The sequence below is a fragment of the Psychromonas sp. B3M02 genome (assembly GCF_003318165.1).
Lineage (GTDB): Bacteria > Pseudomonadota > Gammaproteobacteria > Enterobacterales > Psychromonadaceae > Psychromonas.
In genome coordinates, this window is record NZ_QOCB01000110.1 from 1 (window position 1) to 22270 (window position 22270).

Below are 22270 nucleotides of genomic sequence, written 5' to 3' on the forward strand. Positions count from 1 at the left end.
GCTTAATAAGTGTAGTAATAAAAGATCTTTAAAGATCTATATATAATACTAATACTATTCTTTTGCTATAAAATCAGCTTCTCGCTTTCCTTTATTTTTTAAAAGGGTAAAATCCAGCTTTAATTTTATATAGCTGTATTTGGATTATTATGATTTACCATGAACATTTTGACGTTATCGTAGTTGGCGGTGGCCATGCTGGTACTGAAGCTGCTGCTGCACCTGCTCGAATGGGATTAAAAACCCTATTATTGACTCACAATATTGAGACGTTAGGTCAGATGTCATGTAACCCTGCCATTGGTGGTATTGGTAAAGGACATCTTGTAAAAGAGATTGATGCTTTAGGTGGTTTAATGGCTAACGCTATTGATCAGGGTGGTATTCAATTTAGAACGTTGAACTCAAGTAAAGGTCCTGCTGTACGTGCAACACGAGCACAAGCAGATCGTTTATTATACAAAGCAGCTATACGAGAAAAACTAGAAAACCAAGAAAATTTGAAGATTTTCCAACAAGAAGTGGAAGATTTGATCATTGAAAATGATCGAGTGACTGGTGTCATTACCAAAATGGGTGTGCGCTTTTCTGCTAAAACAGTGGTGTTAACTGTAGGTACATTCTTAAATGGTTTAATTCATATCGGAATGAAAAATTACAGTGGCGGTCGCGCTGGTGATCCAGCTTCTGTTACTTTATCAGACCGTTTAAAAGAGATGCCTTTGAGAATGGGCCGTCTTAAAACGGGTACACCTGCACGTATTGATGCTCGTAGTATCGATTTTTCTGGTTTAGAAGTACAACATGGTGATAATCCAACACCTGTATTTTCTTTCTTAGGTAATCGAGAACAACATCCACGCCAAATTCCTTGTTATATCACTCATACCAATGAGAAAACTCACGATATCATTCGTGAAAACCTAGATAGAAGCCCTATGTATTCGGGTGTTATTGAAGGTGTAGGACCACGATACTGCCCTTCGATTGAAGATAAAATCATGCGTTTTGCAGATAAAAATTCGCATCAAATTTTTGTTGAGCCAGAAGGTTTAACAACGCATGAAGTTTATCCAAATGGTATTTCTACTAGTTTACCTTTTGATGTTCAGCTTAAGTTTATCCAGTCGATGAAAGGTTTTGAAAATGCTTTTGTTACACGACCTGGTTATGCCATTGAGTATGATTACTTCGATCCTCGCGATCTTAAATCAACATTAGAAAGCAAATATATCGATGGTTTGTTCTTTGCTGGTCAAATCAATGGTACAACTGGTTATGAAGAAGCCGGTGCACAAGGTTTATTAGCTGGTATGAATGCTGGTTTACAAGTACAAGATAAAGAAGCATGGGCTCCGCGTCGTGACCAAGCATATATGGGTGTTTTAGTTGATGATCTATCTACCTTAGGCACAAAAGAACCTTACCGTATGTTCACTAGCCGTGCTGAATACCGTTTATTGTTACGTGAAGATAATGCTGATACGCGTTTAACTGAAAAAGGCCGTGAATTAGGGCTGGTTGATGACGTTCGTTGGAAAGCATTCAGTGAAAAGCAAGAATCGGTAGAAAAAGAGTTACAACGTTTAAAAACTCATTGGGTAAACCCAGGTTCAACCAATGCAGAGCAGATTAACTCACTTTTGAAGACACCAATGCAACGTGAAAGTACGTTAGAAGCTATGATACGTCGTCCTGAAGTGGATTATGAAACATTAATGAAAGTAGAGGGTCTTGGTCCTGCTATCGAAGATCCAATCGCTGCTGAACAAGTTGAAATTAAGATCAAATATCAAGGTTATATTGATCGCCAGTTAGATGAAATTGCTAAACTGAAGCGTCATGAAGATACGGTATTACCGCGCGATCTTGATTATTCAGAGATCAAAGGCTTATCGAATGAAGTAACTACTAAGTTAAATGATATTAAACCTGAAAGTATCGGTCAGGCGTCACGAGTGTCAGGTATTACACCGGCTGCTATCTCAATACTCTTGATTCATTTGAAAAAGAGCGGCGTGCGTCGTAAGGCAGTTTAATGAGTTTACGTTCTGAATTAGATGCTTTATTAGCACAAACAAGTTTAAACATCACTGAGCAACAAACAATACAATTAGTTGAACTCGTTGAGTTATTGACCAAGTGGAATAAGGCTTATAATCTAACGTCTGTACGTGATCCCTCACAAATGTTGGTGAAACATATTATGGATAGCATTGTCGTATCTCCGCATTTATCGGGTAATAGTTTTATTGATGTTGGAACTGGCCCAGGTTTACCGGGTCTACCTTTGGCTATTTTAAATCCAGATAAACAGTTTGTGTTGTTAGATAGTTTAGGAAAAAGATTGCGTTTTATAAGACAAGCGATATTAAGCTTAGGTCTTAAAAATGTTGAGATAGTGCAAAGTCGAGTTGAAGAGTTTCAACCTGAGCAAGGGTTTGACTGTGTGTTAAGTCGTGCTTTTGCATCATTAGAAGATATGTTGTCTTGGTGCCATCATTTACCCAATGAAAATGGGCATTTTTTAGCGCTAAAAGGACAATACCCTGAATCTGAGATCACTCATTTAGATTCTAAATTTGAATTTATAGAGTCAGTTACCTTACAAGTCCCACAATTAGATGGTGAACGCTGTTTAGTGAAAGTTAAGCGTGTATCGTAGTGACTATAATTTTTTAGGTAGGTATTTGTGGGTAAAATAATTGCAATTGCAAATCAAAAAGGTGGCGTAGGTAAAACAACTACGTGCGTCAATTTAGCTGCCTCAATGGCGGCGACTAAACGTAAAGTATTGATTATCGACCTAGACCCGCAAGGTAATGCAACCATGGGTAGTGGTATCGATAAATATGAAGTTGCCCATACTGCTTATGATCTATTGATCGACGAACTGCCTTTAGCTGATGTAGTTGAAACTGAAACCAGTGGTGGTTTTCACTTGGTAGCTGCAAATAGTGATGTAACGGCAGCTGAAGTTAAGTTAATGACTTTTTTCGCCCGTGAAACTCGTTTAAGAACCGCTTTAGAAGGTGCTAGAGACGTTTATGATTATATTTTCATAGACTGCCCTCCTTCGTTGAATATGTTAACAGTGAATGCGATGACTGCCGCTGATTCAGTGTTAGTACCTATGCAATGTGAATACTACGCTTTAGAAGGTTTAACGGCGCTGATTGATACGATCAGTAAATTAACCGCCGTGGTTAATGCGGATCTTAAAGTAGAAGGGATCTTACGTACCATGTACGATCCTCGTAATCGCTTATCAAGTGATGTATCAGATCAGCTTAAGAAACATTTTGGCGATAAAGTTTACAGAACAATCATCCCTCGTAATATTCGTCTTGCTGAAGCACCAAGTTTTAGTAAACCAGTGATGTTTTATGATAAAAGTTCAACTGGAGCAAGAGCTTACCTATCTTTAGCAGGTGAAATATTAAGACGAGAAGAGCAATCTATTAGTACAGATCAGGAAGTCATTGAAGATGCTAAGTAAAAAAAGAGGCTTAGGTAAAGGATTAGATTCTTTGTTAAGTAGCAGTACTGTTACACGTAATAAACAAGTGTCACATGATATCCATGCCCAAAAAACACAACAACTGGTAAGTGATGAACAAGGTGCGTTACAGGATCTTAATATCAATCAGTTACAAGTGGGCAAATACCAGCCTCGTCGTGATATGGCATCAGATGCATTACAAGAACTTGCTAATTCGATTCATGCGCAAGGGATTATTCAACCTTTAGTAGTTCGTGAGACCGGTCATCAAAAATATGAGATTATTGCCGGTGAGAGACGTTGGCGTGCAGCTAAAATTGTTGGCTTAACTTCAATCCCTTGTTTAATAAAAAACGTTGAAGATGATGCGGCTATTGCGATTGCATTAATTGAAAATATTCAACGTGAAAACCTAAATGCCATGGAAGAAGCGATTGCTTTAAAGCGAATCGTTGATGAGTTTGAGCTGACCCATCAAGAAGTGGCGAAAGCGGTAGGTAAGTCTCGTACAGCAGTGAGTAACTTATTGCGCTTAAATCATCTTAATTCAGATGTACAGGTACTGTTAGAGCATGGTGACCTAGAAATGGGGCATGCCAGAGCATTATTAGCCTGTGAAGGTGAACTACAATCTGAGTTAGCCAGTATTGTTGTGAGCAAAGCATTAAGCGTTCGTGATACTGAAAAATTAGTGAAACAAGCGCACAAGCCAGAAAAACAGAAAATATCTCCTCCAGTTTGTTCTAAAACTGAGTCATTAGTTACAACTTTAGAAAATAAATTTGGTCTCAAAGCTACGGCTAAAAATAGTCAAAATGGACGTGGCAAGTTGGTTATAGATTACACTTCTATTACAGACTTAGATGCATTGATCACATTAATTGAAAAAAGTTAATCGATCTTAGCAACTATTAATCTGAATCAAACCCCGATTAAGCGTTTTATTACTAATATATGCCACTAAACTAGCAGACCTGTTGTCTTCTTCTTTAATGGTTATATTGCATTGAATAGCTTTGTCGGTATAATTTACGCAGGTTTTAGCTTGTAGGAAAAGTCTGGTCGAATAAACCATTTTTCTATACTTCAAGTTAGCTAGTAAAGGGAAATCAAAGTGGTTGATAAACTAGCAAAAAAAAGTCAGATTTCTGGATTGAAATTGGTGGCTTTTCAATTTTTATTAGTGCTATTTTTTGCATTGATTTCAACAGTGTTTTTTTCGAATAAAGCAGGGTATTCAGCATTATTTGGAGGAGTCACTTTTTTACTTCCTAATCTCATTTTTGTACTGTTAGCATTCGCTCACGCGGGCGCTAGGCAGGCTAAAAAGGTGCTTAGGGGGTTTTACGCAGGGGAGGCTATAAAACTCTTTTTAACTGTGTTGTTACTTGTGGTGTTTTTGAAATATGGAGCGTTATCTTTAACCGCTTATTATATCTCATTTGCATTATTAGTAGTGTCGCAGTGGTTAGCGCCTTTCTTTTTTTATAACAACGATGGGATAAAACATGGCTGGTCAAGGTGAAGCTCTAACATCATCAAGTTATATTCAACATCATTTAACAAACCTTACTTGGAGTGTTGATGGTGGTTGGAATGCACATGATGCTGGTTTTTGGACTTTTCACGTCGATTCTCTACTGATTGCAGTAGGCCTCGGTGTATTATTTCTTTGGTTGTTTCGTAGTGTTGCAAAACGTTCGACTGTCGGTGTACCTGGTAAGTTACAGTGTTTCATTGAAATGGTTATCGATTTTGTAGATGAGAATGTAAAGGATACTTTTCATGGCAAAAATGCCTTGATAGCTCCATTAGCATTGACTATTTTTGTTTGGGTTTTCTTAATGAACCTAATGGATTTAGTTCCTGTTGATTTACTGCCTCACGCTGCGCAAACCATCGGGATACCTTATCTTAAAGTTGTACCTACAACTGATTTAAACGTTACACTTGGTATGTCATTGAGTGTGTTCGCTTTAATCATTTATTACACTGTCAAAGTTAAAGGTGTAGGCGGTTTTGTTAAAGAACTAACTATGCAACCATTTAACCATTGGGCATTTATTCCAGTAAACTTCCTTCTTGAAGCCGTAACGCTATTAGCGAAACCTGTTTCATTAGGTTTACGTTTGTTCGGAAACTTATATGCTGGTGAGTTAATCTTTATATTGATAGCTTTATTGGGTTACTGGCAATTACCACTGTACTTCCCGTGGGCCGTATTCCATATTTTAATTATTGTTCTACAAGCCTTCATCTTTATGATGTTGACGATTGTATATCTCAGCATGGCGCATGAAGATCATTAATTAATTTGGGTATAACATTAATATTTACTTTTTAAGTAATTACTTTTAAACATTAAAACAATTTATTTTATTTTTGGAGAATTTTTCATGGAAACAGTATTAGGTTTTACTGCAATCGCTGTAGCACTTCTAATTGGTTTAGGCGCTGCTGGTACAGCTATCGGTTTTGGTATCTTAGGTGGTAAATTCCTAGAGGGTGCTGCACGTCAACCTGAAATGGCACCTATGTTACAAGTTAAAATGTTCATCGTTGCTGGTCTTATCGATGCAATCGCGATGATCGGTGTTGGTATTGCATTATTCTTCACTTTTGCAAACCCATTTGTAGCTCAACTAGCGGGCTAATAACGGATCCTAATTAACTTAATTAACTAAGGAGCTGTTATGAATATAAATGCAACCCTAATTGGCCAAGCAATCGCATTTGCGATATTTGTTTGGTTCTGCATGAAGTACGTGTGGCCACCACTTTTAGATGCGATTGAAGCGCGTCAAAAGAAAATTGCGGATGGTTTAACTCAAGCTGAGCGTGCAGGAAAAGATCTAGAACTTGCGCAAGCTAAAGCAGCTGAAAAGCTGAAAGAAGCTAAAGCACAAGCGGCAGAAATAATTGATCAAGCTAATAAGCGTCGTACACAAATTGTTGAAGAAGCTAAAAATGAAGGTGAAGCTGAGCGCAGTAAAATTATTGCTCAAGGTGAAGCAGAAGTGGAAGCTGAACGTAACCGTGCTCGTGAAGAGTTACGTCAACAAGTTGCTACGTTAGCGATAGCTGGTGCTGAGAAAATCATTAAGCGTTCTATCGATAAAGAAGCAAACAGCGACATTATTGATAAATTAGTTGCTGAACTATAAGGAGCTCGCTTATGTCTGAATTGACTACTGTAGCTCGTCCTTATGCAAGAGCCGCTTTTGAATTTGCTGTGAGTAATAACAACATTGAAGCCTGGTCTGCAATGCTGTTCTTTGCCTCTGAAGTTGCACAAGATGCAACAATGGCAAATGTATTAACACGCGATAAAGCACCACAAGAGTTAGCTGAACTGTTTATTAATGTTTGTGGCGACCAACTCGATGAGAATGGTCAAAACTTGATTAAAGTATTAGCTGAAAATGGACGTTTGAGTGTTTTGCCTCGCGTTGCACAACTTTTTGCTGATTTAGAAACTGAGTATAAAAAAGAGGTCGACGCTGATGTCGTTTCTGCTTATGCCCTTTCTAAAGAACAACAAAAAGAATTAAGTGTTTCGCTAGAAAAACGTCTCGCACGAAAAGTAAACCTAAATTGTAGTATTGATAAGTCATTAATTGCCGGAATGGTAGTTACTGCTGGAGACTTAGTGATTGATAGCACAGCTAGCGGTCAACTAACTCGTTTATCACATACTTTACAATCTTAATGGGAAGTTAGCATGCAACTGAATTCCACTGAAATTAGCGATCTTATCAAGCAACGAATTGGACAATTCGAAGCGGTAAGCGAAGCGCGAAATGAAGGTACAATCGTTTCTGTAAGCGATGGTATTATTCGCATCAACGGCCTTGCTGAGTGTATGCAAGGTGAGATGATCGAACTACCAAATGGTAGCTTTGCTATGGCACTTAACCTTGAGCGTGACTCGGTAGGTGCGGTAGTAATGGGACCTTACCGTGACCTTAAAGAAGGTGAAAAGGTAAAATCAACTGGTCGTATTCTTGAAGTACCAGTAGGTAAAGGTCTTCTTGGTCGTGTTGTAAACACAATGGGTGAGCCAATTGATGGAAAAGGACCAATCGAAAACGATGGTTACTCTCCAATCGAAGTAATTGCACCAGGTGTAATCGATCGTAAATCAGTTGATCAACCAGTTCAAACGGGCTGGAAATCAATCGATTCAATGATTCCAATCGGTCGTGGTCAACGTGAGCTTATCATCGGTGACCGTCAAGTAGGTAAAACTGCTATTGCAATCGATGCAATCATTAACCAAAAATCAACAGGTTTATACTCAATCTATGTAGCGATTGGCCAAAAAGCGTCAACTATTGCTAACGTAGTACGTAAACTTGAAGAGCACGGCGCATTAGAAAACACTATCGTTGTTGTTGCATCTGCTTCTGAAGCTGCTGCACTACAATACCTAGCACCATATGCTGGTTGTTCAATGGGTGAATACTTCCGTGACCGCGGTGAAGATGCACTGATTGTATATGATGATCTTTCTAAGCAAGCTGTTGCTTACCGTCAAATTTCACTACTGCTTAAACGTCCACCTGGTCGTGAAGCATACCCTGGTGACGTTTTCTACCTTCACTCACGTCTACTTGAGCGTGCTTCTCGTGTAAGCGAGCACTACGTTGAAACATTTACTAAAGGCGCAGTGAAAGGTAAAACTGGTTCATTAACAGCATTACCAATCATCGAAACGCAAGCGGGCGATGTATCTGCATTCGTACCGACTAACGTAATTTCTATTACCGATGGTCAGATCTTCTTAACAACTGAACTATTTAATAATGGTGTTCGTCCAGCTGTTGATCCAGGTATCTCTGTATCGCGTGTTGGTGGTTCTGCTCAGTGTAAAGTCATTAAGAAACTTTCTGGTGGTATCCGTACTGCACTAGCGCAATACCGTGAATTAGCGGCGTTTGCTCAGTTCGCATCTGATCTAGATGAAGCAACTCGTAAACAGCTTGACCATGGTAAAAAAGTAACTGAGTTAATGAAGCAGAAACAATATGCTCCAATGTCAGTTGTTGAACAAGCGTTGTCATTATTTGCTGCAGAGAAAGGCTTCTTAAATGATGTCGATGTTGAAAAAGTATTAGACTTTGAAGCATCTTTAATCTCTTACGCTAAAAATGAGCATGCTGAGTTCTATGCTCAAATTAATGAAACTGGCGCTTACAGCAAAGAAATCGAAGGACAATTCAAGGCTATCTTGGAATCTTTCGTTGCGACGCAAACCTGGTAATTAATTAACAACAATAGTTGTTAATTAAGCATTAATTAGGAGTAAGAAATGGCCGGCGATAAAGAAATTAGAAATAAGATCGCGAGTGTTAAAAACACTCAAAAGATCACTGGTGCGATGGAAATGGTAGCTGCATCTAAGATGCGTCGTGCGCAACAGCGCATGGAAAGCAGTCTTTCTTATGCATCTACTATGCGCAAAGTGATCGGTCATATCGCACTAGGTAACTTGGAATACCACCACCCTTATCTTCAAGAACGTGAAGTTAAGCGTGTTGGTTACATTGTCATTTCAAGTGATCGTGGTTTATGTGGTGGTTTAAACATTAATTTGTTTAAACCGGTTATCCAAGAAATGAAAAAACACAGCGAAGCTGGTGTTGAAGTTGATTTAGCCGTTATCGGTTCTAAAGCAGCTAGTTTCTTTGGTGGCTTAGGCGCTAATATTGTTGCACAAGCAACAAGCTTAGGTGATGCACCAACCGTTGATGATTTAATCGGTTCGGTAAAAATCATGTTAGACGCTTATGATGCAGGAAAACTTGATCGCTTGTACATAGTGAACAATAAATTCGTTAGTACCATGGTACAAGAACCTACTGTCAGTCAATTATTACCTCTGCCAAAAGCAGAAAACGATGATGAAGTAGCTACCCATCACTGGGATTACATTTACGAAGGTGACGCTAAAGATATTTTAGACTCATTATTAGTTCGTTATGTTGAATCTCAAGTGTATCAAGCGGTAGTAGAAAACTTAGCGTGTGAACAAGTTTCACGTATGGTTGCAATGAAAGCTGCAACAGATAACGCAAGTGACTTGATTGATGATTTACAACTTGTTGCCAATAAAGCACGTCAAGCTGCAATTACTCAGGAGCTTTCTGAGATTTGTGGTGGTGCGGCTGCGGTATAATTTTAAAATAAAGATTTTAGAGGATCAGAAATGAGTTCAGGTAAAATCGTACAGATTATCGGTGCTGTTGTGGATGTTGAATTCCCACAAGATAGCGTACCGAATATATACAGTGCACTGATCGTGACTGAAAAGAACCTTACAATGGAAGTACAGCAACAAATTGGCGGCGGCGTTGTACGTTGTATCGCAATGGGTGCTTCAGAAGGTTTAAGTCGTGGTTTAGAAGTTACTGATACTAAACAAGCAATCACAGTACCTGTTGGTACGGCTACACTAGGCCGTATTATGAACGTATTGGGTGAGCCAATTGATGAATGTGGTCCAGTTGTTTCTGATGAGCAATACGAGATCCACCGTGCAGCACCTTCTTATGAAGAGCAGTCGGCATCAGCTGAAACACTAGAAGTTGGTATTAAAGTTATCGACTTAATTTGCCCATTCGCAAAAGGTGGTAAAATCGGCCTATTCGGTGGTGCTGGTGTTGGTAAAACAGTAAACATGATGGAACTTATCAATAACATCGCACTTAAACATTCAGGTTTGTCTGTTTTTGCTGGTGTTGGTGAGCGTACTCGTGAAGGTAACGATTTCTACCATGAGATGCAGGAAGCAGGCGTTGTAAACGTTGAAAAACCTGAAGAATCAAAAGTAGCAATGGTTTACGGTCAAATGAATGAGCCACCAGGAAACCGTTTACGTGTTGCCCTGACTGGTCTTACTATGGCTGAGCGTTTCCGTGATGAAGGTAAAGACGTACTATTATTTGTTGATAACATCTACCGTTACACACTAGCGGGAACAGAAGTATCAGCACTATTAGGTCGTATGCCATCAGCCGTTGGTTACCAACCAACACTTGCTGAAGAGATGGGTGTATTACAAGAGCGTATTACATCAACTAAAGTGGGTTCTATTACATCTATCCAAGCGGTATACGTACCTGCCGATGATTTAACGGATCCATCTCCAGCAACAACCTTTGCTCACTTAGACGCAACTGTTGTACTTAACCGTAATATCGCATCTATGGGTCTTTACCCTGCGATTGACCCGTTAGATTCAACTTCTCGTCAACTGGATCCTTTAGTTGTTGGTCAAGAGCATTACGATATTGCTCGTGGTGTTCAAGGTATTTTACAGCGTTATAAAGAGCTGAAAGATATCATTGCTATCCTAGGTATGGATGAGCTTTCTGAAGAAGATAAGCAAATTGTATCTCGTGCACGTAAAGTTGAGAAATTCTTAACTCAGCCTTACCACGTAGCAGAAGTATTTACAGGTGACCCAGGTATTTACGTACCACTTAAAGACACATTAGCTGGCTTTAAAGGTTTAATCGCTGGTGAATACGACGACATTCCTGAGCAAGCGTTCCTATACGTAGGTGCAATTGAAGAAGCTGTCGAAAACGCTAAAAAAATGTAATAGCTGGAGGTAACTATGGCTAAGGCAATGACCACACATTTAGATGTTGTAAGTGCAGAAAAATCACTGTTTACAGGATTAGTTTCGCATTTATCAGTATCAGGTCAAGAAGGTGAACTAGGCATTATGCATGGTCACACACCATTATTGACGCCAATTAAACCAGGAATGGTTCAATTAGTGAAACAAGATGGTGGCGAAGAAGTCATTTATATCTCAGGTGGTTTTCTTGAAGTACAGCCAGGTGGCGTTACTGTTTTAGCTGATACTGCAATTCGTGGTCAAGATCTTGACCAAGCGAAAGCAGAAGAAGCTAAGCGTGCTGCTGAAGCGCAAATGTCTAGTCCTAATAAGGATATTGATTTTGCATTAGTAACGGCTCAACTTGCGCAAGCGGTTGCTCAGTTACGTGCTATTAAGTTAACACGTAAATAGATATTTACACTTTCATTAAAAAGGCGGCCTATAGGTCGCCTTTTTTTGGCTATTTTTTGGGTTATACCAACTACATCAAATAATGTTATTTAAATTTCTCTCAGGGAAAATGACTTAGTTTAAGGCGTAATTTAAGCTTTGAAGTAGTCGAAAGTTGATTGGTATTAAGAGACTAAGAGTCGTTGATTAACTGGCTTGTTAATAGTGGTCAGGTTTAATGGGGGAGTTGAAGTTTAAAGCAGTCGAAGCGCACTCAAAGAGCCACGCTTCTTTTAATATCGGGGAGATATCAAATATTATTCACCACATGCGCCAATAGCAGCAGGAATAGATAGTTGTGGAACTAGTAAGTAGTCCATTGAACAGTCTTTAGCACTGTTGTAAGTAGTACCAGTACAACCAGCAAGAAGAACAACGGCAACAGCAGCAACTGCGAATTTAGCGATAGATTTCATAATGAGTCCTTATATTATATATGTATATTAACAATCAATGTATTGTCAACTGGACGCAAGATATCACAAAAAAAATTCCGATCAAATAATTAATTTATTTTTATTACTCATTTAATTGATTGTAATTTTTGTTTTTTCTGCCAATCGCTTAATTCTATTTTTCCCTTTTCAGATAAGCTATATAAACCTCGCTGTACTTTATCAAACCAGCCATAATGATTGTTATAGAGAAACTGTGTCGCTTGTGGTTCATCAATGGCTTTATTGATTGAAGAGCCTGAATTTGGTGAGGATATTGATAGGTATTCTGCGATTCGAATTGCACGTTGTCTATATGCTGTTAATCCTGCATTACTATTCGTTGAACCACCCTTTTGAGTGTCGCCCTGGCGTGAATGGAACTCTTTTAACAGGGCTTTTTGTTTGCGTGTATTCTTTTTTGGCGTGTAATATTTAGGGTCATTGATGACCTCTACATACTGTTGTGATTTTTGTATATCAACCACAATTAAACCTAATCCTAGTCGTGCAATCAGTTTTTTAACCTGTTTTTGTTTCTTTTTAAAAATAGTCGCTTGTTTAGGGATCGCTATATACACATTATCAGCTAAGGTAAAGCGCTCTACTGCTTGTAATAACAGTGTGATATTCAATGTTAGTTTTAACTCTATTATTAATAATTGATCATCTTGAATGGCAACAATATCGCAATCTTTGATCTCCCCTTTCACCTGATAACCTAAATTTGTTAAATAGTGTTTAATCGGTAAATAAAGATCGGATTCTTGAAGTTTAGTGGGCATGTTTATCGGCCAATTGGCTAAGATTGATGAGTTTAATAGTAAAAATATAACATAATAATTTATTGTTTTTGGCCTATTAGCATGTAAATGTTTAGTACATCTCTCTTGGATATTTTATGACCTGGATTATTTTCTATATTGACTTACCAAGTTAAGCGATGTAATTGATTGTCATTGGTATAATTGTCGCCAAATGGGTATAATAAATTTTATTTTTTCTAATTAACTCGAAGCCTAAATCATGCAAAAATTCGATACAAAAACATTCCAAGGGCTAATTCTTGCTTTGCAAGACTTCTGGGCTCGTCAAGGTTGTGCCATTGTACAACCACTCGATATGGAAGTTGGGGCTGGCACATTCCACCCTCAAACATTCTTACGTTCAATTGGTCCTGAGCCAATGAGCAGTGCTTACGTTCAACCATGTCGTCGTCCTACAGATGGCCGTTACGGTGAAAACCCTAACCGCTTACAGCACTACTACCAGTTCCAGGTTGTGTTAAAACCATCTCCGAAAAATATTCAAGAATTATACTTACAATCACTAGAAGAGATTGGTGTCGATACGTCGATTCACGATATTCGCTTTGTAGAAGATAACTGGGAATCACCAACGTTAGGTGCTTGGGGTTTAGGCTGGGAAATTTGGCTAAACGGTATGGAAGTAACACAGTTTACTTACTTCCAACAAGTAGGTGGACTTGAATGTTCTCCTGTTACTGGTGAAATTACTTACGGTTTAGAGCGTTTAGCTATGTATATCCAAGGGGTTGATAGTATTTATGACCTAGTATGGACTGATGGCCCAATGGGCAAAGTGACTTACGGTGATATTTTCCACCAAAATGAAGTTGAACAATCAACTTATAACTTTGAACATGCCGATGTTGATGCGCTTTTTGTACAGTTTGATCAATGTGAAAAAGATAGCCAAAAGTTAATTGAAGCAGGTTTACCACTACCAGCTTATGAGCAAGTTATGAAAGCATCACATGTATTTAACTTGTTAGATGCACGCCATGCTATCTCTGTGACAGAACGCCAACGTTACATTCTACGTGTTCGTTCACTTTCAAAAGCAGTTGCAGAAGCTTATTACAGTGCACGTGAAGCGCTTGGTTTCCCACTTTGTAAAAATTTAGATAAATAGAGGCAAGTTTAATGTCACATGAAAATTTATTGATTGAGTTGGGTACTGAAGAGTTACCACCGAAATCACTTCGTAAACTTGCTGAATCATTTGCTAGTAATGTTGAAGCAGAATTAGTTAAAGCTGAACTGGCCTTTGATAAAGTTGAATGGTTAGCTTCTCCAAGACGTTTGGCTGTAGTGGTTACTAACTTAATAGCGGCTCAAGCCGACAAAATCGTAGAAAAACGTGGTCCAGCAGTGAATGTTGCCTTTGACGATACTGGTGTAGCGACTAAAGCTGCACAGGGTTGGGCACGCTCTAACGGTATTAGCGTTGAACAAGCTGAACGTTTAGTGACTGATAAAGGTGAATGGTTATTGTTTAAATCATCGGTTAAAGGTCAAGAAATCAGCGAATTAATCCCTGGGATCGCTGCTACTGCTTTAAGTAAGTTGCCTATTCCTAAACCAATGCGTTGGGGTAGTGAAAGCACGCAATTTATTCGTCCTGTACACACGGTAACTATGCTATTTGGTAGCAAACTAATCCAAGGTGAGCTGTTGGGTGTTGCGTCAGACAGAGTAATCAGAGGTCATCGTTTCCTAGGTGAAGCGGAGCTTACTTTAAACCATGCAGATAATTACCAATCACTACTAGATGATTCAGGTAAAGTGATCGTTGATTATGAGCGTCGTAAAGCTATTATCCGTGAGCAAGTAGAAGCCGTTGCTGCGCATGAAAATGGCGTCGCCGCGATAGATGAAGAGCTACTAGAAGAAGTAACATCATTAGTTGAATGGCCTGTTACACTGGTGGGTTCTTTTGAAGAGAAATTCTTAGACGTTCCTTCTGAAGCGCTTATCTACACAATGAAAGACAACCAAAAATACTTCCCAGTATTAGATAAAGAAGGCAATTTATTACCTCGCTTTATCTTTGTTTCAAACATTGTTAGTCGTGATCCTAAACAGGTTATTTCAGGTAATGAGAAAGTAGTTCGCCCTCGTTTAGCTGATGCTGAGTTCTTCTTTGAAACAGATAAAAAGAAAACATTAGAAAGCCGTTTAGACTCTCTATCAACTGTATTATTCCAAAAACAACTGGGTACATTGAAAGAGAAATCTGAACGTATTAGTAAAGTTGCTGCAAAAGTTGCGGCTAAAATTGATGCTAATACTGAGCATGCACAACGTGCAGGTCTATTATCTAAAGCTGATTTAATGTCTGAAATGGTAATGGAATTCCCTGACGTTCAAGGTGTAATGGGAATGTATTACGCTCGTTTTGATGGTGAACATGAAGATGTTGCTGTTGCATTAAACGAACAATACTTACCACGTTTTGCTGGTGATAAACTACCAACTTCATTAGTTGCTTGTGCCGTATCTTTAGCTGATAAACTAGATACATTAGTGGGTATCTTTGGTATTGGTCAAGCACCTAAAGGTGATAAAGACCCGTTTGCTTTACGTCGTGCAGCTATCGGTTTATTACGTATTATCACGGATAAAGGCTTAGATTTAGATATTGTCGATCTAGTTGAAATCGCTAAAGTACAATACGCTGATAAATTAACTAACGATAATGTGGTTAACGATGTTGTTGATTTCTTATTCGCTCGTTTCCGTGCGACTTACCAAGCTGGTGGTTATTCAGTTGAGTTAATTCAATCTGTTTTAGAGCGTCGTCCTACTAAACCTGTAGACTTCGAAAAACGTATTAAAGCAGTAGCTAAGTTCCAAACTTTACCAGAAGCTGCACCTATTGCTGCTGCAAATAAGCGTATTAGTAATATTCTTGCTAAGGTAAATGATGAAATTAACAGTAAAGTTGATGCAAATTTACTCCAAGAAGACGCTGAAAAAGCACTTTCTGAAATTTTAGAGGCTCTAGAAAGCAAGCTAAGCCCTTTATTTGAAGAAGGAGACTACGAGTCAGCCTTATTCGAGTTAGCTAGCTTAAAATCGCCTGTAGACGATTTTTTCGATAACGTGATGGTAATGGCGGACGATTTGGCTGTAAAAAATAACCGTTTAGCCCTTCTAAACCGTTTACGTAACTTGTTCTTACAAGTTGCTGATGTTTCTGTTTTGTAATTTATCGCAATAAGAAAACATTAATATTAACTAAAAAAGCTCAGTTTTTACTGAGCTTTTTTGTTTCACGTGAAACAGCTCTAAGCCATTTTTTCTTTTATTTAAATTTTTGATGTGAGTGTTTATCTATTTTATAGCGTGACTTATCATTAAAAACCTTATTTATTCTCCTCTGTATTTATGAATATTTGCTCTGTTTATATTGATCAGTAGGATAAAATAAAGGGGTAAAAAATTTAAGGTGAAGCATTTTTATTGCTTATAAGATCAGCGGTAAAAATAGAAAACGAGGTTTCACGTGAAACAAATTCTTTTAAAACTGCATAATTAAAATTTATATTTAGGATTGTTATAAATGCCCTATTCAATTTTTGGAAACAAATTTACACAGCATTCTGGCATCAATGAATTGATGGACGATTTAAATAAAGGTGTAAAAGGCGGCGATGATATTTTAATGTTAGGTGGCGGAAATCCTGCGACTATCCCATCAATTCATCAGCGACTAACTAACTTAATGCAGGAGTTATTAGACCAAGGGAAACTAATGGATACTCTTGGTAATTATGATGGACCACAAGGTAAAGATGCATTTATTAATGCATTAGTAGAATTGTTCAATGATCTATACGATTGGGACTTATCTACAGACAATATCATGTTAACAAATGGTAGCCAAAATGCTTTTTTCTACCTATTTAATTTATTAGCAGGTGATTTTTCACAGGGTAAAAAACGTAAAATTTTATTCCCTCTTGCCCCAGAATATATTGGTTATGCCGATGCCAGTGTCTCTGAAGATACTTTTGTTGCTGTTCGTCCTAAGATAACAGAACTACCAAACCAACAATTTAAGTACCACGTTGATTTTGATGCTTTGAATATAACCGATGATATTGGTGCTATTTGTGTTTCTAGACCCACTAACCCAACGGGTAATGTCTTAACTGATGCAGAGATTGAAAAGTTAGATAAATTAGCTAAACAACATAATATTCCACTGATTATCGATAATGCGTATGGTACTCCTTTTCCAAATATTATCTTTGAAGAGGTAAAACCTCATTTTAACCTTAATACTATTTTATGTTTAAGTTTATCTAAGTTTGGTTTGCCAGGTGCACGTTGTGGGATTGTTATTGCTAATCCAGAAGTGATTAAAGCGATGTCTAATCTGTCAGGTATTATGGCACTTTCTCCAGGTGGTATTGGTCCTGAAATTGTGTTGCCATTAGTTAAAAGCAAAGAGATTATAGAGTTAAGTGATCAGGTTATTCGTCCTTTTTACAAACATAAATCTGAAGTGGCCATTAAATTATTAACTGAAAAAATTAACAGTGAAAACTTTAGGATCCATAAATCAGAAGGTGCGTTATTTCTGTGGCTTTGGTTTAAAGACTTACCAATTACTTCACATGAACTTTATCAGCGATTAAAAGAGAAAGGGTTAATTGTTGTTTCAGGGCACTATTTCTTCCCTGGTTTGGAGCAAGATTGGCAACATACTCACGAATGTATTCGACTTAACTACGCTCAAGATAGTGAAGTTGTAGAGCGTGGCATTACTATTTTAGCTGATTTAGTTAATGAACTTTATGCGTAAACTGTTTAGTTTTTAATTGGACATTGAAGTGTGTTTCACGTGAAACATACTTTATTTTAATCCTTCTTTTTGCTTTTTCTCTAAGACTTAGCTTAGCGTTTTAATTGCGTGATCAACTGATTTAATACTTCACTAATATCTTTAATCACTTCACTTGATTGGTTTATATCTTGTAAATTAGCACTCACCTGTTGAGCATGCTGCTTTATTGTAGAGGTATTACCAACGACCTGTTCGATAGTGGTTGCTTGCTCTTCTGTAGTGGCAGCGATGGTATTATTAAACTGGTAAATATCGTTAATGATATTAGAAACCGATTTTAATTGTTGTTGAGCTTCTAAACTATGTTTTGCACAATCGATGGCCGCATCGCTCTGTTGTAAAACAAACTCATTGGCTTGATTTGCTGTTTCTACTAATTGATTAATAATGCCCTGTATCTCTTCTGTTGAACTAGAGGTGCGAATTGCTAACGCTCTTACTTCATCTGCAACAACTGCAAAGCCCCTTCCTTGTTCTCCAGCTCGAGCAGCTTCAATAGCGGCATTAAGTGCGAGTAAATTAGTTTGGCTTGAGACATTATTAATAACTTCTAAGACGTTGTTGATTGAGTAGGTATCTGCAGTTAACTTTTTAACTATTTTACTCAGCGAAAGAATATTGTCTGACAGTTGTTTGGTTTTTTGCACTTCACTGGCTAATGCAAGATCGGCTTGATTCATTAACTGAACGGCTTTATCTGTATGTTGACTGGTATCCGCTGCATTTTTAGTAATATCATTAAATGAATTGGATAAAGCAATAATAGAGGTATTCACCTGTTCTGTTTGTTGATGTTGCTGTTGGCTGCTCTGTTCCGCTTGTCTCGCACGTTTTTGTAATAAGTTACTAGCATTCAATGCTTGTTCAGATTGAGACTGTAGAGAGCCTGTGAGTTCTTTTAAATAAGCCTGTAAACTCAGACTACGCTTATTAACGATCATAAATTCTGAAAAACGACTTTTAATATTCAGCGCGCTGCCAAAGTCCCCTGCGGTTAATGCATCAAAGAAAGGCAACAATCTACGAATAAATTGTAATGTTTTAAACTGTAAGCTGGCAGATAAGATCACCATTAATAAAAACAGTATTAAAGCGGAAGCACCAATCAAACGGACCTTATAAGTGATTGCTTGTTTTTGTTGATCAACCACACTGGAATAGGCTGTAAAGGTATCGATTAAAATGCCTAGTTTAGTACTTAAGTTCACACGACTTTCAATAACCGATGCAAGCATGACACTGGTATTGGTTAATTCTTTCGGGTAGCGTTTGGTTAAACTATTTAATTCATCGATCGATTCTTGAGTTAAGTCGATGGTTTCAGGCTCATCAAAACTAAATTCATCAACTGCTTCTGTATAAAACAAGTTAAGACTTGGTAACTGATTCAAAGTGGATAGTAGCGTTGAAATATGATCATTTTGTTCAACAAGGTTACTTTTAATGGTGTCACTTTTTTGTTCTAGATAACTTTGTCTTAATACTGCTATTTGATGTAAGTGCTGATTTATATCTAATAAAATTTGGTAGTAATCTTGTTTGATCGCTAAAGCAACGTCGGACTTTTCTACTAAACGTCTTAAGTCAGTAATATAACCTTGGCGTTCTGTTTCATTATTGATCAACAAAATATCTGGGGTCGCTGCTAACTTACCTGCTTCCCTCGCTTCAATAATGGCTGTATCTAAATCATTAACTCCGAGATCAATGGCATTTTGTTGTGATGCATTAAGCCAAGTTATCTGTGTTTCTTTTAAAGCACCTAACTTATTTTCTGCGTTTAATAACTTTTGTGTATCACCTGTCCCTAGATATCGTTCTAAGGAAATAGCAATATCATCTTTTAATGCGGATTTGATGGCATGGTAAGACTGGTTAATTTGATAGGGTTTATCAACTTCCTGCCAAGCCCAAACAATAAATGTAGTGATCAGCATTAATAATGAAGCAATGCAGATAGATATGATTTTAGTAAGTAGATTAATAGACATATTGCGCTCTTTAAACAATTCGACAGCGCATAGTAATTAGAGAATGTGGCAGTAATATTTCTAGATATCTAAAATTAGGTATTATTTTCTAAATTTTAGTCAAAAAAATCCAGCTAAATAAGCTGGATTTTATTAATAACTTTTCATGAATGAATTATGTGTGGTTATTTAGATATCGATATTGCCTACACGTAATGCATTCTTTTCGATAAATTCGCGTCTTGGTTCAACATGGTCACCCATTAATGTTGTAAATAATTGGTCTGCACCAACGGCATCTTCAACAGTAACTTGTAACATATGACGTGTATTAGGATCCATGGTCGTTTCCCATAACTGACTTGGGTTCATTTCACCTAGTCCTTTATAACGTTGGATATATAGGCCACGTTTAGATTCGTGCATTAACCAGTTAACCGCTTCAATGAAGTTTTCTACTGGTTTAGTACGATCGCCACGTCGGATGTAAGCACCCTCTTCAAGTAAGTTTTGAATCTCAGTACCTAGTGTTACTAATGCTTTGTATTCAACCGAACCAAAGAACTCTTCATCAAAGGTATAAATTGTATCTACGCCGTGTTTGCGAACGGTGAAAATAATCTTGTTAGAGATCTCATCATCTGATTTAGCAATGTCTGCCTTATAGATAGTCCCTTCTAACTCTTCACGGTTTAATACTTCGACAATATCTTCAACCCACGATGTCACTTCATCTGTCTTAGCCAAGCTATCAGCGGTTAATTCTGGACGATAAATTAACTTATCAAGGACAACGTTAGGGTAACGGCGAGAAAGCCTTACAATCGTATCCTGAGCGTCACGGTAGCGATCGATCATATCCTGTAATGCGACACCTGTAATACCTGGTGACTCACTATTAACATGTAAAGATGCGCCATCCATTGCTAATGATGTTAAGTAAGCTTGTAAAGCCGGATCATCTTTAATGTAAGTTTCTTGTTTACCTCTTTTTACTTTGTATAGAGGTGGTTGAGCGATGTAGATATAACCATTTTCGATTAATTCCGGCATTTGGCGGTAGAAGAATGTTAACAACAGTGTACGGATGTGAGAACCATCCACGTCGGCATCGGTCATGATAATGATGCGATGGTAACGGGTTTTCTCAGGGTTATATTCATCACGTCCAATACCACAACCCAGTGCGGTGATCAGTGTTGCTACTTCTTGTGAAGATAACATCTTATCGAAACGCGCTTTTTCAACGTTTAGGATTTTACCTTTAAGTGGCAAGATAGCTTGGTTTTTACGAGATCGGCCTTGTTTCGCACTTCCGCCAGCCGAGTCCCCTTCCACTATGTATAGTTCAGAAAGCGCTGGGTCTTTCTCTTGGCAATCTGCTAGTTTACCTGGTAAACCTGCTAAATCTAATGCGCCTTTACGACGTGTCATATCACGGGCTTTACGCGCCGCTTCACGTGCTCTTGCTGCATCAACAATTTTGTTAACAATGATTTTAGCTTCGTTAGGGTTCTCTAATAAGAAATCCTGTAGACGTTCATTCATTGCACCTTCAACAATCGGACGTACTTCCGATGACACTAAACGGTCTTTTGTTTGTGAAGAGAATTTTGGATCAGGTACTTTTACTGAAATAACCGCTGTTAAACCTTCACGAGAATCACCACCTTCAGTGGTTGTTTTGTTCTTATTGTTTTTAACTTTTGCTAACTCTTTTTCAATATAAGAGTTTAAAGTACGGGTTAGAGCACCACGGAAACCTGTTAAGTGGGAGCCACCATCACGTTGTGGAATATTGTTTGTGAAACAATAGATGTTTTCTTGGAAACCATCATTCCACTGCATTGCAACTTCAACTGCTGTGCCATCTTCATGCTCTGTATTAAAATGAAATACTTTATTATGAATAGGTGTTTTGTTTTGATTTAAGTATTCAACAAATGCTTGTATACCACCTTCGTAATGAAAGTGGTCAGATTTATCGTCTTCACGTTTATCAATTAACTTTATTGAAACACCTGAGTTTAAGAAAGATAGTTCACGTAGACGTTTTGCTAAAATGTCGTAATTAAACGTCGTTTTAGAGAAAGTAGATGGGCTTGGCCAAAAACGAATTTCTGTTCCAGTTTGATCTGTATCCCCAATAATTGCTACTGGTGCATCAGGTTCACCAAGAGAGTATGATTGTTGATGAATATGCCCACTACGTTTAATGGTTAAACGTAATTTGTCAGATAAAGCATTTACTACAGAAACACCAACACCGTGTAAACCACCTGATACTTTATAAGAGTTATCATCGAACTTACCACCTGCGTGCAGCACTGTCATAATAACTTCTGCTGCCGATACACCTTCTTCTTCATGGATATCTACTGGGATACCACGACCATCATCTCGTACAGATACACTACCATCACTGTGAATAGTACAAATAATATCGTTACAGTGACCCGCCAAAGCTTCATCGATCGAGTTATCTAACACTTCGAAAACCATGTGATGTAGACCGGTACCATCATCGGTATCACCGATATACATGCCAGGGCGTTTACGAACGGCATCTAACCCTTTTAGTACTTTAATACTTGACGAATCATAACTATTCTCAGCCATAAAACTT

At 38.0% G+C, this 22270-nt stretch carries 20 protein-coding genes; 16 read left to right on the plus strand and 4 right to left on the minus strand.

The annotated features are described in order from the left end of the window. Positions 1-149 precede the first annotated feature (149 nt). The 13 genes from mnmG (at position 150) to DS885_RS11680 (ending at position 11543) form a co-directional block, all read left to right on the plus strand. A complete protein-coding gene (gene mnmG / locus DS885_RS11620; RefSeq protein ID WP_113819597.1) occupies positions 150-2039 on the plus strand; it encodes a tRNA uridine-5-carboxymethylaminomethyl(34) synthesis enzyme MnmG in 1890 nt (629 codons plus the stop codon). Next, on the plus strand, positions 2039-2665 hold the full coding sequence (gene rsmG / locus DS885_RS11625; protein ID WP_113819598.1) for a 16S rRNA (guanine(527)-N(7))-methyltransferase RsmG: 627 nt from the start codon (positions 2039-2041) through the stop codon (positions 2663-2665). Before mnmG ends, rsmG begins: the two co-directional genes overlap by 1 nt. A 27-nt stretch (positions 2666-2692) precedes the next feature. Continuing rightward, positions 2693-3499, plus strand: a complete 807-nt coding sequence (locus DS885_RS11630) for a ParA family protein (RefSeq protein WP_113819599.1) — start codon at positions 2693-2695, stop codon at positions 3497-3499. Then, complete coding sequence (locus DS885_RS11635) at positions 3489-4397, plus strand: ParB/RepB/Spo0J family partition protein (RefSeq protein ID WP_113819600.1); 909 nt, start codon at positions 3489-3491, stop codon at positions 4395-4397. The genes DS885_RS11630 and DS885_RS11635 overlap by 11 nt, the downstream gene beginning before the upstream one ends. Before the next feature lie 219 nt (positions 4398-4616). Next, positions 4617-5027, plus strand: a complete 411-nt coding sequence (locus DS885_RS11640; RefSeq protein ID WP_113819601.1) for an ATP synthase subunit I — start codon at positions 4617-4619, stop codon at positions 5025-5027. Continuing rightward, positions 5011-5811 carry a F0F1 ATP synthase subunit A gene (gene atpB / locus DS885_RS11645; protein ID WP_113819602.1) on the plus strand — a complete coding sequence of 267 codons (801 nt, stop codon included), beginning with the start codon at positions 5011-5013 and terminating at the stop codon, positions 5809-5811. Before DS885_RS11640 ends, atpB begins: the two co-directional genes overlap by 17 nt. Before the next feature lie 87 nt (positions 5812-5898). Beyond that, complete coding sequence (gene atpE, locus DS885_RS11650) at positions 5899-6156, plus strand: F0F1 ATP synthase subunit C (RefSeq protein WP_025565310.1); 258 nt, start codon at positions 5899-5901, stop codon at positions 6154-6156. Positions 6157-6195: 39 nt separating this feature from the next. Then, a complete protein-coding gene (gene atpF, locus DS885_RS11655) occupies positions 6196-6666 on the plus strand; it encodes a F0F1 ATP synthase subunit B (RefSeq protein WP_113819603.1) in 471 nt (156 codons plus the stop codon). An 11-nt stretch (positions 6667-6677) separates the two neighbouring features. After that, positions 6678-7211 (plus strand): F0F1 ATP synthase subunit delta, encoded by a 534-nt coding sequence (gene atpH, locus DS885_RS11660; RefSeq protein WP_113819604.1) that lies wholly within the window; start codon positions 6678-6680, stop codon positions 7209-7211. Between the two features lie 12 nt (positions 7212-7223). After that, positions 7224-8765 (plus strand): F0F1 ATP synthase subunit alpha, encoded by a 1542-nt coding sequence (atpA, locus tag DS885_RS11665; RefSeq protein WP_113819605.1) that lies wholly within the window; start codon positions 7224-7226, stop codon positions 8763-8765. Between the two features lie 48 nt (positions 8766-8813). Further along, positions 8814-9680 (plus strand): F0F1 ATP synthase subunit gamma, encoded by an 867-nt coding sequence (gene atpG, locus DS885_RS11670; protein ID WP_113819606.1) that lies wholly within the window; start codon positions 8814-8816, stop codon positions 9678-9680. 30 nt (positions 9681-9710) lie between these two features. Next, positions 9711-11108 carry a F0F1 ATP synthase subunit beta gene (gene atpD, locus DS885_RS11675; protein WP_113819607.1) on the plus strand — a complete coding sequence of 466 codons (1398 nt, stop codon included), beginning with the start codon at positions 9711-9713 and terminating at the stop codon, positions 11106-11108. Between the two features lie 15 nt (positions 11109-11123). After that, on the plus strand, positions 11124-11543 hold the full coding sequence (locus DS885_RS11680; protein WP_113819608.1) for a F0F1 ATP synthase subunit epsilon: 420 nt from the start codon (positions 11124-11126) through the stop codon (positions 11541-11543). Between the two features lie 296 nt (positions 11544-11839). On the opposite strand, the gene DS885_RS11685 is transcribed toward DS885_RS11680, so the two are convergent. Next, positions 11840-11998 carry a DUF4223 family protein gene (locus DS885_RS11685; RefSeq protein WP_113819609.1) on the minus strand — a complete coding sequence of 53 codons (159 nt, stop codon included), beginning with the start codon at positions 11996-11998 and terminating at the stop codon, positions 11840-11842. 107 nt (positions 11999-12105) lie between these two features. Then, positions 12106-12801 (minus strand): DUF2161 family putative PD-(D/E)XK-type phosphodiesterase, encoded by a 696-nt coding sequence (locus DS885_RS11690; RefSeq protein WP_113819610.1) that lies wholly within the window; start codon positions 12799-12801, stop codon positions 12106-12108. Positions 12802-13042: 241 nt separating this feature from the next. Between DS885_RS11690 and glyQ the strand changes: the two genes are divergently transcribed. From glyQ to DS885_RS11705, 3 genes are all read left to right on the plus strand, one after another. Then, a complete protein-coding gene (gene glyQ / locus DS885_RS11695) occupies positions 13043-13951 on the plus strand; it encodes a glycine--tRNA ligase subunit alpha (RefSeq protein ID WP_113819611.1) in 909 nt (302 codons plus the stop codon). A gap of 11 nt (positions 13952-13962) precedes the next feature. Further along, complete coding sequence (glyS, locus tag DS885_RS11700; RefSeq protein WP_113819612.1) at positions 13963-16029, plus strand: glycine--tRNA ligase subunit beta; 2067 nt, start codon at positions 13963-13965, stop codon at positions 16027-16029. 355 nt (positions 16030-16384) lie between these two features. Continuing rightward, complete coding sequence (locus tag DS885_RS11705) at positions 16385-17632, plus strand: valine--pyruvate transaminase (protein WP_113819613.1); 1248 nt, start codon at positions 16385-16387, stop codon at positions 17630-17632. A 92-nt stretch (positions 17633-17724) separates the two neighbouring features. Here the strand turns inward: DS885_RS11705 and DS885_RS11710 are convergent, their stop codons facing one another. Beyond that, positions 17725-19665 carry a methyl-accepting chemotaxis protein gene (locus DS885_RS11710; RefSeq protein WP_113819614.1) on the minus strand — a complete coding sequence of 647 codons (1941 nt, stop codon included), beginning with the start codon at positions 19663-19665 and terminating at the stop codon, positions 17725-17727. A gap of 168 nt (positions 19666-19833) precedes the next feature. Beyond that, positions 19834-22263, minus strand: a complete 2430-nt coding sequence (gene gyrB, locus DS885_RS11715; protein ID WP_113819615.1) for a DNA topoisomerase (ATP-hydrolyzing) subunit B — start codon at positions 22261-22263, stop codon at positions 19834-19836. Positions 22264-22270 lie beyond the last annotated feature (7 nt).